Below are 12,718 nucleotides of genomic sequence, written 5' to 3' on the forward strand. Positions count from 1 at the left end.
TTAATCAAGGTTTAGAAACATACATAGGTTTAATGCTTTATAGATGAAGATGAAAGGAGGAAAAGTTAAATGGTTATTGATGCTCATGTTCATATGTCTACAAGAAAAGAAGGAAAGGGACAAACTTCTAATCCAATTTCACAAGTTGAAAATATGATAAAAAAAATGAATGAAAATAAAATAGACAAAGCTATTGTATTTCCATTTGCAGGAGAATTAGAAGAAAATAAACTTCTTGCAAATATAATTAAACCTTATGCAGATCGATTTATTCCATTTGCTTTTATTTCTCCAAAGCAAAAAGATGCAAAAAATCAGTTTTTATACTGTATTAATGAGTTGGGATTTAGGGGATTAAAACTTCATCCGTGGTTTGGAGATTTTCATGTTGATGACATTGAATTATTGGGACCGATACTTGAAATTTGTAATGAAAATAAACTCCATGTAATTATTCATTGTACTTCAGATGATCATCGCATGCATCCTTTTCGAATAGAAACAATTGCCAGAATTTTTCCTAAAGCGACATTTCAGATAGCGCATATGGGGACAATGTGGGCTACTGAGCAAGCTATAGCTGTAGCCAAAAGAAATCATAATGTTTATGTAGATACTGCTGCTGTGTCTTTTGAAGAAGTGAGGACTGCTTTGTTGCAGATTCCAGATAAAGTGTTAATGGGAAGTGATTTTCCGTTTTACATGTTTGAAATGGAAAAATTAAAACTAGAATTAGCTGCTAAGGCTATAGGAAATCAAGAAGCATTAGAAAAAGCTGTGGGGAAAAATGTTGCACGTATATTAAACATAGAACAATAATATATATATTTTTTTTGATAAATAAAAGAAGATTGAATTTATTATTTGCTTAATATATTGAGTAATTTTGTTTTTCTAATATATTTGATATATTAAGAATTTGTATTTTTGCGTTTTTAGGTATTAACAATAAGTATACGAAATTTTAAAAATTAACTATAGATGAGAAAATTCACTGACATAAACTACCATAATAAACTTACATGAAAAAATTTAATAAAAAATAGAGACAAATGCTCACTTCTATGGTGTTAATATATTGTTGTCACACTATAACAATATTAATCATAGGAGTGGAGCAAATGTCTCATAATAATAGAATAACAGAAAATTCATCAATAATCCAGTACTTAATGAAATTAAATTTTGCATTATATTTTACTAAACCTGTTATTCGTCATATTTTAGAATTTATAATTGCTGCCACTCAAAAGGGCTATAGTGGTACTGTTACTGACATAATTAATTTAAGCCTTGCTAATTGCCATAGAACTACCTTTGGCAAATTCTTAAGCCAAGGTGTTTGGAATATAGAGTATGCATGGATTCCATCAATCGCATTTAAAAGGGAAACAAGTTTGGGGACATCAGCTTCTTACCATGATGCTATCCTGCGGCAAAGTAGTATTACCTTACTGTATTGAACGCTATGAAAAAGGCAGCAAAAGCAAAATCGAAAGAATATGCGAAATGGTATCTATGCTTCCAATATCTAAAGGAGCAGTATATGGTTTATCTGATTCATGGTACATAAACAAAAAAGTAATAGAAGCACATTTTGAAAGAGGATACCATCTCATAGGAGCACTAAAGACTAACAGAATTATCTATCCACAAGGCATCAGAATACAGATAAAAGACTTTGTCCAATATATTGAAAAGAACGAAGTTTGCCTCGTTACAGTAAACGGTTCCAGATACTGGGCATATCGTTATGAAGGAGCCTTAAATGGCATAGATAATGCTGTAGTAGTATTGTGCTGGCCTGAGAAAGCTTTTAAAAATGAAAATGCTCTACATGCATTTATCTGTACTGATACTGAATTAGATACCGAGACAATTCTAAATTATTACAGTCAGAGATGGCCTATAGAAATATTCTTTAGGCAGACAAAGAATAATCTTGGACTAAATACGTATCAAGTCCGCTCAACAAAATCAATAGACAGATTATTATGGCTTATATCATTGACATACCTGTATTGTACGACTTTGGGCGATGAATATTGCAAATTTGGGCAAGGAATAAAAATGGTACGCAAAGAGGTACAAAGACAGCGTATTCAATGGATATATGAACAAGCTGATAGCAATGTGTCTATCGATGAAATTTTAAAACAATTACAATTAGCATAGGTGTAGTGTATCTACTCTATGGTAATATTTGTTATCAATTTTTCTCATCTATAGAAATTGACAAAATAAAACTTTGCCAAATTGGCTGAAATTTTTATTATTTTGATGAAAAAAATAAATAAAAATTTTTCAAAATAAGTTCACTTTTATTATAATAATTGGATTATTATTTATAAACTTTAGATTTAATGTGAACTTATTTTTTATTACTACTAAAGCAAAGAATATAAATCTTGAATTACTTAGCATATAATACAACATTAAAATTTTCAAAATATAATAGGTGAATGGAGGACTTATATATGAAAAGATTATTCAAGATGTGTTTTAGGTTAAAAGAGATATTTCGTGAGTTTGAAGTTAATATTTCTAATATCACTGCATTTATAGCAGCTTGTGTTTTTCACATAACAGGGGCATTGATTATTTTTGCTAGTGTTGCAGCAAATGCCAACTTAACTACTAATCAAGCAGTTTCATGGATTATGATGGGTTCTGTATTTGGAGCAATTACGACTATTTTTCTTTGTGTATTTTATAAACAGCCCATTGTTATAATGCCATCATTAGCTGCATTATTAGTTATGGGACCAATGTTTAAAATGTTCGGGATAAGTGAAATGGTAGCAGGTTATATTCTGGCAGCAATCATCATATTTTTCATTGGTTTTTTTAGGATCATTGAAAAAATCGGCAGCGTACTACCTATTCCAATTATTATGGGAATGATTGCAGGTGTTTTTATGAATTATGGGTTGCAAATGGTGGATGCTGTAAAAAAACAACCAATAATTGGAGGCTTGACTATTCTTGCCTTTTTAATTGCACATGTTCTATTTAAAAAAATTCCTCCATTGCTTATCGCTTTAATCACAGTGATCGTTTTGACATTATTATTTGTACCTTATAACATCAAAAGTTTATCATTTCATTTATATTTTCCTGTATTTGTGATTCCTAAATTTAACTTTAGAATATTTTTTTCAGTTACAATTCCATTGGTTTTGCTTTCTTTGGCTGATATATTGAAAGGATATGGAGTTCTTAATGCAAATGGGTACAAAGTGCCATTAAATACTTCTACTCAAGTGGCAGGAATTATTTCGATTGTAGCAGCTCTTTTTCTTTCCCATCCTATAGTGATGGCGGGACCTATAACAGCAATTGTTGGTGGTAGCAGTGCTGGAACGAAAGAAAATCGTTATGTTTCAGGTGTACTTTATGGTTTTGCAATGATATTTATAGGAATTTTATCTGGAATCATACTAGTTTTAGTAAAAGCCATACCGCTGGAAATTAGTCACATTATTGCGGGTTTGGCAATGCTAGGACTATTTACAAGCTCTCTAGAATTGGCGTTTGGCTCAAAAAAGTATCAAATAGGAGCTTTTACAGCTTTTATCGTTGGGATGTCAGGTATTTATATTTTGGGTATTGGAGCGCCATTATGGGCAATATTAATAGGAATTACGGTATCGCTTTTTATTGAGCCTAAATATTCATTTTAAATTATATTTTCAATATTTTGTTAATTCATGAGTTATGTATCTGTAATTTACCATATTTGCAAAATGAAGGAGGAGTGTAATATGAGGATTGGTGTTGATATAGGAGGGACAAACATAGCTGTTGGGTTAGTCGACAAAGATGGCAAGATAGTAGTCACAGGATCAAGGCCTACAGAGCCTAAGAGAAGATATGCCGCCATTGCTAAAGATATTGCTGAAATTTCATTGGAGCTTGTGAAAAGATGTGGGCTTGATGTATCTCGAATTGAGGCTATGGGAATTGGTGTTCCAGGTGTTGCTGATAATGAAAAAGGCATTGTTTTAAGAGCTGTAAATCTCTATTGGACAAAGGTGCCGTTAGTAAAGGAAATACATAAATACATCGATGTGCCTATAAACATGGATAACGATGCAAATGTAGCTGCACTTGCAGAAGGCATATTTGGAGCTGGAAAAGGTACAAATTCGTCTGTCACCATAACTCTAGGAACAGGTGTAGGTTCTGGATATATATTAAATGGCAAGGTGTTTAACGGTTCGCACCATTTTGCTCCTGAGCTGGGTCACATTGTGATTGGCGACAATGGGGTTTTGTGCAATTGCGGCAAGATTGGCTGTCTTGAGACTTTTGCTTCTGCGACGGCTTTAATCAGAGAAGGCAAAAAAGCCGTCATGAAAAACAGCGATTCGCTTATACTTAAATTGGCTGGCGGTGAGATTGAATCCATAACGGCTAAAAATGTAATTGATGCTGCAAGACAATTTGACGAAACGGCAATGCTCATATTTGATGACTACGTAAAGCATCTTGCCATAGGAATCGTTAATATCATAAACATACTTGATCCAGAAGTTGTCATCATAGGCGGCGGCGTTGCCAATGCTGGTGATTTCCTTCTAAAGCCACTTAAAGAAGAAGTAAGCAAAAATATACTTTTTAAAGATCTGCCGTATGCTGACATCAGAAAGGCAGAGCTTGGAAATGATGCAGGAATAATAGGTGCGGCAATTCTCTAAGAAAAGGGGTTTTAATGTGAAGATTTATCAATTTTATGAGAAAAACGCAAATTTAAAGGATCACGTTGCCATAAAGTTTAAAGGCGAAACAATAACATACGGCGATTTGCCTAAATACGTAAATAGCTGGAGGATGGAAAGACTGCAGACAGAAAAGAGCTGCAAAGCTTCTTGCACGACAAATTGGCAAAATACAAAATTCCTAAGATATTTGAATTTGTCAATGAACTTCCTAAGAGCCCAACAGGAAAAGTCATGAAAAAACTTCTCAAATAAATTAATAGAAAACTTGAAAGTCATGCTTAATACGGCGTGGCTTTTCTTTTTTAGATAAGATTGGTATTAAAATAAATATAGATAGAATATTTTAAAATTAATTCGATGATATATCAGTTTGAATCAAATATTTAGATAAATTATTTAGGATAAACATATGTAAAATTTGTTTTAATTTTATCACAAGACTATTTAATCTAGTAATTTTTCGATTTTGGAGTAAATCAATTTGAAAAGTTACATTAAAAAAACATATTTAAAATTTAATTTTTCTTTTTTTTAATATGAAATAAAATTGGAAAGTTTTAAAATTTCATATTAAATCGTTTAAAAAATTTATATTTTAAAAAAGAAATTTATCTTATTATTTTAATAGACATTATATTTAGCTTATTAAAAATATTATAAAATGAAGCAAATAAAGTTATAAAACTCAATTCAAAAATTCGAAGATTGACAAAGAGAGCCGGAATTGTCAGATTGGTAATTTCACCATAAGGGCTTAAGACCCAGCAATGGAGCATAACTGACATCCACTTCATGTAAGGCAAAACGAAGGAATTAAGGACAAAGATCCTGTGAGACATGGGAGGGTATGCCACATGAGCTTAAGTGGGATCCATAGGCTAAAATATGGAAAAAACAACAGAAGCTTATTTGGGTTACCTATCACATGTAAAATTCATGAATAAATAGCATTGATATACATGAGGGCTTCTTTGAAGATCGTGAAAATCTGAGAATGAGTGAGATATTAAAAGAAAATCAAAGATTATAGAGGGGGGTGAATATGAAGTTCATCCGGATTTCTTTTCCGTAGTTTTATATCCTTATCAACTAGTTGATGAGAAAAAATCCGATATAGATGATAGGTCATTGAGACTCATACCTTCAATAAACAAAGATTTTAATAAATATTATTTGAATAAAGTGTGTAAAATTTTAAAGACTTTAGGAAGTCATATTCCAGAGGTTCATGTTACAGAATGGAATTCCACGATTTCACATCGACATCCAGCTAATGATACTACATTTAAAGCTGCATATATAGTAAAAAATATTATTGACAATTTAGATAATTCTAATAGCTTTGGGTATTGGTATTGTTCAGATCTTTCTGGTGAATTAAATGATTCTAAAGCATTACTTTATGGAGATATGGGCCTTATAAGTAGAGATGGCATAAGAAAACCTGGATTTTTCGCTTATTGGATGTTATCAAGATTAGGAAATATGTTAATAAAAAAAGGAGAAAGTTATATTATAACAAAAAAATCAGACTATAAATATGTGATTATAACATATAACTATAAGCATTTTGACTATTTTTATTGTTTAAATGAAGATACTATAATAAGTATGAATGAGTATTACGATATTTTTGAAGATAACAAAAAATTAGTTTTAAACATTAGTATGAAAGGTGTAAAAGATGGGCGTTACCGTGTAAAAAAATATATTCTCAATAGAAAACATGGAAGCATTTTAGATGAATGGATAAAAATGAATGCGATTTACAATCTTAAAAATGATGAAATTAATTATTTAAAACAAATTTGTATTCCGAAACAAACAATTTTTTACTTAGATTGTAAAGATGAACTTAGAATAAATAGTATACTTGAACCACATGAAATAAATTTATATGAAATAGAATATGATTATGAGTCTTGAACCCTGAACTGTTTGCTGCATTTATTTACATTACCCATTTGACATTTCCATCATTTCATTTTTACTAATGAGCCCTGACCGGCAACTACAAAAATCGGTCAGGGTTATTTTTGAATCAATAAAATTTAATGAGCAACATTGCTTTTTAATAATTTCTTTTCGGCAAATTCAACAAATTTTCTGCTTTATAATTTGTTGAATAAATATCTAATTGCAAATTGACATGATGGAAAACTTGATTTATGATATTTATGTAATCCGTTACGTAAAATGGTTTTAGCAAGAGTTATTAATGGGTTAAAATCAAGGAAATTTCATCTAAAATTATAGTAATCAATTACGAAGGAGCTGCCATGATAACGATAAAAGATGTTGCGAAAGAAGCTGGTGTTTCAGTTGCTACAATATCGAGGGTTTTGAATAACAGTCCTGGCGTCTCGGATGAGACGAGAGAAAGAGTCTTATCTGTCATAAAAAGGCTAAACTACAATCCTAATCTTTTAGGCAGAAATCTCCGCAGGATGGAGACCAAGATGGTTCTGGTATTGCTTCCTACAATATCAAATCCATTTTACGCAAGAATAGTAAAAGGCATAGAGGATGTGGCCCAAAAGAATGGGTATGGTGTGATGCTTTGCAATACAGATTCCAACATTGAAAGAGAAAAGATGTACCTGGAGCTTTTAAAGAACAGGTTGTCTGACGGCGTAATCTTCATGGCGCCTGAGATGGATAAGGATGAGCTTAACGAGATAGGAGAAAGATACGCTGTTGTGCAGTGCTGCGAGTACAAAGAAGGTGCAAATGTCTCACACGTCTCTATAGATAACTACAAAGCATCGTACAAGGCGGTAAAGCATCTGATTGGATTAGGGCATAAGCACATCGGACTTATTAGCTGCAAAAATAATTTTTTGTCCACAAAACACAGAGAAGAAGGATATAAAAGTGCTTTAGAGGATTCAGGAATTCCTTTTAATCCCGACTACATAAGGTACGGCGATTATTCATTTAAAAGCGGCTTCAGGGCAGCACAAGGTCTCTTAAATGATCACAAAGAGATTACAGCAATATTTGCCATATCAGACATAATGGCTATTGGAGCAATTAAATCATGTTGTGAAAATGGTTTGAAGGTACCTGATGACATTGGCATTGTTGGATTTGACAATATAAGTTTTGCTCCCATGTACAATCCGTCTCTTACAACGGTGTCTCAGCCAAAGTACGATATAGGTTGTACTGCGATGGAGCTACTCATAAAGCAAATAGAAAATAAAGGAGGTAATAAAGAAAACATAGTTTTAGAACATGAATTGATAATAAGGCATTCTACTGTAAAATGAAGGAGGAAATTTTTATGGGAGAGAAGATAAGAGTTGGAATAATAGGTTGTGGAGGCATAGCAAATGGCAAGCACATGCCATCCCTATCAAAGCTTGACAATGTAGAAATGGTTGCTTTTTGCGATGTAAAAGAGGAGAAAGCATTAAAGGCTGCAAAAGATTATGGTGTAGATGGTGCTAAAACGTATAATGACTACAGAAAGCTTTTAGAGGATAAAAGCATTGATGTGGTGCACGTGTGTACACCAAATAAATCACATTCAGATATAACAGTTGAAGCATTAGAAGCTGGAAAGCACGTCATGTGCGAAAAACCTATGGCGAAGACTGCTAATGATGCTAAAAAGATGCTGGATGCTGCAAAAAGAACTGGAAAGAAGTTGACAATAGGGTATCAAAACCGCTTTAGACCGGACTCTCAGTATCTGCACAAATTATGCCAAGACGGCGTCTTAGGTGAGATATACTTTGCAAAGGCACATGCCATAAGGCGGCGTGCTGTTCCTACATGGGGAGTATTTTTAAACGAAGAAGAACAAGGCGGAGGACCTCTTATAGATATTGGCACACATGCACTTGATTTGACCCTTTGGATGATGAACAATTACAAACCTAAATACGTTGTCGGAAATACATACCGTAAATTAGCTGAAAAAAGAAATGCAGCGAATGCTTGGGGACCATGGGATCCTGATAAATTTACGGTGGAAGATTCGGCCTTTGGCTTTATAACAATGGAAAATGGTGCAACGATCGTTTTAGAATCCAGTTGGGCCTTAAATTCTCTCGATGTGGATGAAGCCAAGACCACATTGTGCGGGACAGAAGGTGGAGCTGACATGAAAGATGGGCTTAGGATCAATGGAGAGATGAATGGGCGATTGTACACTACAAAAATCGATTTAAGTTCAGGCGGCGTAGCATTTTACGAAGGAAAGGCAGAAGATGCTGCTGACTTAGAGGCAAGGTTGTGGATAGAAAGTATTATAAACGATACGGAACCTGTTGTAAGGCCAGAGGAAGCATACGTAGTATCACAGATATTAGAGGCAATATATACATCTTCAAAAACTGGTAAGCCAGTATATTTTAATGAAATCAGGTGATTTATATGGATTTGCCGTTGTCATTACAGCTATACACTGTAAGAAATGAATTGAAAGACGATTTCGTAGGTACTTTGGAAAAAGTGGCTGAGATAGGGTACAAAGGCGTAGAATTTGCAGGATACGGTGGCTTAAAGGCAAATGAAATGAGAAGACATTTAGAACGGCTTGGATTGACTCCGACTGGAAGTCACATAAGTTTAGATGCGCTAAAAAGCAATCTCGACAAGGAAATAGAGTACAACCTTGAAATAGGAAACAAATACATTGTATGCCCTTGGAACAAATACGAGGCGAAAGAGGATTTCATTGAAACTGCAAAACTTTTTAATGAAATCGGAGAGAAGTGTGCAGAAAAAGGATTGATTTTTTGTTATCACAATCATAATCATGAATTCGTTAACTTTGACGGAAAATACGGATTGGATCTGATCTATGAAAATTCAAATTTTTTGAAGGCGGAGATAGACATGTATTGGGTCAAATATGCTGGAGAAGATCCTGTAAGTTACATTAAAAAGTACAGTGGTCGTGTGCCCTTGGTACATCTAAAGGACATGAATGGGGCAACAAAGGATTTTGCTGAGATTGGCGAAGGCATTATGAATATTAAGGATATTATAGACGCTTCACTCGAGGCAGGTGTCAAATGGTTTATAGTTGAACAAGATGTTTGCAAAAGACCGCCCCTTGAAAGTGTCAAGATAAGCTTTCATAATATAAACAAAATGTGAGGAGAGATAGATTATGCATCTTGGATTTTTAACAGTTTGTTTAGGAAATATGCCACTTTTGGATAAGGCAAAGTGGGCATCAGAGAATGGTTTTAAATCATTAGAGATCGCTTGCTGGCCACAGCTAAACGACAGAGACTATTCCAGTTGTGACATAGATGTAGAGACGCTGACAGAAGAAGAAGCTCAAAAGATAAAAGAATACATGAGCGATTTAGGTCTTTCCATATCATCTTTGGCATACTACGATAATAATTTACATCCTAATCCTGAAAAGAGGGCATTTATAAACAATCACACCAAAAAGTGCATAGATGCTGCAGCAATGTTAGGCACATCTATGGTTGGAACCTTTATAGGGAGAAATCCCGAGAAAAACTTAAAAGAAAACTTTGACGAATTTGAAGAAGTCTTTGGCGATATAGTAAGCTATGCGGAAAGCAAAGGTGTAAAAGTCATAATCGAAAATTGTCCAATGGAAGGTTGGCAGAGAGAAGGACTTCCTGGTACAATATCATTTACTCCAGAGCTTTGGGAGGAAATGTTTAGGCGAATACCGTCTATGAATTTTGGACTTAATTTAGATCCGTCCCATCTTTTATTTCAGCTAATTGATTATGTAAAAGTTGTGCCAGCATTTAAGGATAGAATTTTCCACGTACATGCAAAAGACGCTGAAATCTTCAAAGATAAGCTTGAATGGTATGGCGTATTTAACAGGCAATTTCATAAAAAAGGCGAAACAGGCTATTGGAGGTTTAGGATGCCTGGCCTTGGCCAAGTTGATTGGAATAAGTTCATAAAAGCCTTAAAAGATGTAGGATACGATGGAGTTATAAGCATCGAGCATGAAGACCTACTGTATGAAGGCAGCGAGGAAAAAGTAAAAGAGGGATTGAAATTAGGGTTTGATCATTTGAAACAATTCATATAAATACTTCACATAGGCAAGTAGTCGAGTCTACTTGTCTATAAAATGTTTTTATTTAATCACAACAGGAGGTAGAAAGATGCCAATAAAACTTGGAATAATAGGCTATGGTGGCATGGGAATGTGGCATCATAAAAATGCCCCAAAGGTTAAAGGTGTTGATGCAGTAGCGGCGTACGATATTGATACATATCAAGTCGATGTAGCGAAAAAGGCTGGACTTAGAGGATATGATAATTTGGATAAATTTTTAAAGGATGATGAAGTAAATACTGTATTAATCGCAACTCCCAACGATGTGCATAAGGATCTTGCAGTTGCATCAGCCAATGCTGGAAAGAATGTCATAGTTGAAAAGCCTGTTGCAATGTCGATGAAGGAAATAGATGAAATAATAGAGGCTGCAGAAAAGAATAATGTAGTATTTACAGTACATCAAAACCGCAGATGGGACAAAGACTTTAATAAAGTGAAAAAAGCCGTAGAATTAGGCATGATTGGCGATGTCTATACGATCGAAAGCAGAGTACACGGTGCAGGTGGATTGATTTACGGTTGGAGGAATAAAAAAGAGTGCGGCGGTGGGATGCTTTTAGATTGGGGTGTCCACCTTATAGACCAAATTTTATATATGATTCCCAATAAAGTAGTTAGAGTATACGCTGAACTATTTAGCGTATTAAACAAAGATGTAGACGACTATTTCAAGCTATTGATGAAATTTGACAATGGGTTATCTGCACAGATAGAAGTTGGAACATTTTGTTTAAAGCCGTTGCCGAGATGGTTTGTTGGTGGAGACAAAGGGACATTGGTAGTAGATGATTTTGAAGGGCATGGCGAAATTGTCAAGTTAAATAAGCTTGCAGACAAATTTGATGCGGAAATAGTAGAGACAACAGCAGGACCGACCCGTACATTTGCGCCGAGGCCAGAAGAAGTAAAAGATCATTTTGAGCTTCCAGATGTAGATACAGAGTGGATAGAGTTTTATGCAAATGTCCGCGATACGATCGAAGGAAAAGCGGAGCTTATAGTAAAACCAGATGAAGTAAAAAGAGTTTATTCGATAATAGAAGCTGCATTTAAATCAAGCGAAACAGGAAAAGCTGTTGAACTATAAAATAAAATATATCGAGGGAAGCGATGATAATTGATCACAAAGCTTTTGTTTTAAACAAGATTAACTAGATGGCAATGTATGTGTTTTGCAATGTTTTTGCTGTACACATACCTTTTTATATTTTTAAAAAATGATATAATTAAAGAAGGGAATAATAAATGGTGGTGATAAAAATGTCAAACTCAATCAATGACAAATTAGATAATATAATATATGAGAAAGTAAAAGCAATGCCTAAAGATGAACAGAAAGAAGTTTTAGATTTTGTAGAGTATCTAATACAAAAGAGGTTAAAGATTGTAAGAGATATGTTTGAAACGACGAAGGAAACTAAAAAGATATTAGAAGGATACGGTTATTCAGAAGAAAATATTTCTGATTTGGTAAAAGAAATAAGGTATACAAATGATTAGAGCTGTAATTGACACTAATATATTTGTATCAATATTGTTTAGTAGTCCCACCATGGAAGAACTTTTTGAAAACTGTGCAATGCACAAATTCACGTGGGTAATATCTGAGAATATATATTATGAATATAGAAAAGTTGTGGAATATAAAAAATTTCATTTTCGTAAGGAAATCAAAGAAAAAATGTTTTATTTTATTGAAAATCTTGCAGAATTTGTACATGTAACAAGCAATGTATCGGTATGTCGGGATAAAGATGATGACAAATTCATTAACTGTGCAATTGATGGTGATTGCAATTATATAATATCTGGAGATAAAGATTTGCTAGAAATAAAAGAATATAAAGGAATACGCATTGTAACAGTTAAAGAATTTTTACAAATTATAAACAATATGTACAATAAGCACTGAAGA

11 protein-coding genes and 2 pseudogenes are annotated in these 12,718 nt (G+C 33.6%); all 13 read left to right on the forward strand.

The genetic code is table 11. The features are described from left to right. Positions 1-69: 69 nt before the first annotated feature. The 13 genes and pseudogenes from ACZ42G_RS03120 to ACZ42G_RS03180 all read left to right on the forward strand — a co-directional run bounded on the left by ACZ42G_RS03120 (position 70) and on the right by ACZ42G_RS03180 (position 12,715). Positions 70-819 carry an amidohydrolase family protein gene (locus tag ACZ42G_RS03120; RefSeq protein ID WP_464851353.1) on the forward strand — a complete coding sequence of 250 codons (750 nt, stop codon included), beginning with the start codon at positions 70-72 and terminating at the stop codon, positions 817-819. Positions 820-1,121: 302 nt separating this feature from the next. Continuing rightward, a pseudogene (locus tag ACZ42G_RS03125) lies at positions 1,122-2,175 on the forward strand (transposase). Between the two features lie 302 nt (positions 2,176-2,477). Next, positions 2,478-3,683 (forward strand): benzoate/H(+) symporter BenE family transporter, encoded by a 1,206-nt coding sequence (locus ACZ42G_RS03130; RefSeq protein ID WP_464851355.1) that lies wholly within the window; start codon positions 2,478-2,480, stop codon positions 3,681-3,683. 81 nt (positions 3,684-3,764) lie between these two features. After that, a complete protein-coding gene (locus ACZ42G_RS03135) occupies positions 3,765-4,700 on the forward strand; it encodes an ROK family protein (protein WP_464851357.1) in 936 nt (311 codons plus the stop codon). Between the two features lie 126 nt (positions 4,701-4,826). Next, positions 4,827-4,976, forward strand: a pseudogene (locus ACZ42G_RS03140) (AMP-binding enzyme); the annotation flags it as partial. Between the two features lie 930 nt (positions 4,977-5,906). Then, positions 5,907-6,650: a GH39 family glycosyl hydrolase gene (locus ACZ42G_RS03145; RefSeq protein WP_464852098.1), complete on the forward strand. Its 744-nt coding sequence runs from the start codon at positions 5,907-5,909 to the stop codon at positions 6,648-6,650. A gap of 353 nt (positions 6,651-7,003) precedes the next feature. After that, positions 7,004-7,996, forward strand: a complete 993-nt coding sequence (locus ACZ42G_RS03150) for a LacI family DNA-binding transcriptional regulator (protein WP_014758148.1) — start codon at positions 7,004-7,006, stop codon at positions 7,994-7,996. A gap of 14 nt (positions 7,997-8,010) precedes the next feature. After that, positions 8,011-9,102 (forward strand): Gfo/Idh/MocA family protein, encoded by a 1,092-nt coding sequence (locus ACZ42G_RS03155; RefSeq protein ID WP_464851359.1) that lies wholly within the window; start codon positions 8,011-8,013, stop codon positions 9,100-9,102. Between the two features lie 5 nt (positions 9,103-9,107). After that, a complete protein-coding gene (locus ACZ42G_RS03160) occupies positions 9,108-9,836 on the forward strand; it encodes a sugar phosphate isomerase/epimerase family protein (RefSeq protein ID WP_464851361.1) in 729 nt (242 codons plus the stop codon). A gap of 13 nt (positions 9,837-9,849) precedes the next feature. Beyond that, a complete protein-coding gene (locus ACZ42G_RS03165; protein ID WP_464851363.1) occupies positions 9,850-10,770 on the forward strand; it encodes a sugar phosphate isomerase/epimerase family protein in 921 nt (306 codons plus the stop codon). A 76-nt stretch (positions 10,771-10,846) separates the two neighbouring features. Continuing rightward, the gene (locus ACZ42G_RS03170) at positions 10,847-11,890 is read left to right on the forward strand and encodes a Gfo/Idh/MocA family protein (protein WP_464851365.1); all 1,044 of its coding nucleotides are present in this window, start codon (positions 10,847-10,849) and stop codon (positions 11,888-11,890) included. A gap of 158 nt (positions 11,891-12,048) precedes the next feature. Next, positions 12,049-12,303, forward strand: a complete 255-nt coding sequence (locus ACZ42G_RS03175) for a DUF2281 domain-containing protein (protein ID WP_464851367.1) — start codon at positions 12,049-12,051, stop codon at positions 12,301-12,303. Then, positions 12,296-12,715 (forward strand): putative toxin-antitoxin system toxin component, PIN family, encoded by a 420-nt coding sequence (locus tag ACZ42G_RS03180; protein WP_464851368.1) that lies wholly within the window; start codon positions 12,296-12,298, stop codon positions 12,713-12,715. The genes ACZ42G_RS03175 and ACZ42G_RS03180 overlap by 8 nt, the downstream gene beginning before the upstream one ends. The last annotated feature ends 3 nt before the right edge of the window (positions 12,716-12,718 follow it).

The organism is Thermoanaerobacterium calidifontis (genome assembly GCF_055381745.1).

Excerpts from the sequence above, each read along its gene's own strand:
- ACZ42G_RS03120 (WP_464851353.1), top strand. The coding sequence starts at position 70 with ATGGTTATTGATGCTCATGTTCATATGTCTACAAGAAAAGAAGGAAAG.
- ACZ42G_RS03130 (WP_464851355.1), top strand. The coding sequence starts at position 2,478 with ATGAAAAGATTATTCAAGATGTGTTTTAGGTTAAAAGAGATATTTCGT.
- ACZ42G_RS03135 (WP_464851357.1), top strand. The coding sequence starts at position 3,765 with ATGAGGATTGGTGTTGATATAGGAGGGACAAACATAGCTGTTGGGTTA.
- ACZ42G_RS03150 (WP_014758148.1), top strand. The coding sequence starts at position 7,004 with ATGATAACGATAAAAGATGTTGCGAAAGAAGCTGGTGTTTCAGTTGCT.
- ACZ42G_RS03155 (WP_464851359.1), top strand. The coding sequence starts at position 8,011 with ATGGGAGAGAAGATAAGAGTTGGAATAATAGGTTGTGGAGGCATAGCA.
- ACZ42G_RS03160 (WP_464851361.1), top strand. The coding sequence starts at position 9,108 with ATGGATTTGCCGTTGTCATTACAGCTATACACTGTAAGAAATGAATTG.
- ACZ42G_RS03165 (WP_464851363.1), top strand. The coding sequence starts at position 9,850 with ATGCATCTTGGATTTTTAACAGTTTGTTTAGGAAATATGCCACTTTTG.
- ACZ42G_RS03170 (WP_464851365.1), top strand. The coding sequence starts at position 10,847 with ATGCCAATAAAACTTGGAATAATAGGCTATGGTGGCATGGGAATGTGG.
- ACZ42G_RS03175 (WP_464851367.1), top strand. The coding sequence starts at position 12,049 with ATGGTGGTGATAAAAATGTCAAACTCAATCAATGACAAATTAGATAAT.
- ACZ42G_RS03180 (WP_464851368.1), top strand. The coding sequence starts at position 12,296 with ATGATTAGAGCTGTAATTGACACTAATATATTTGTATCAATATTGTTT.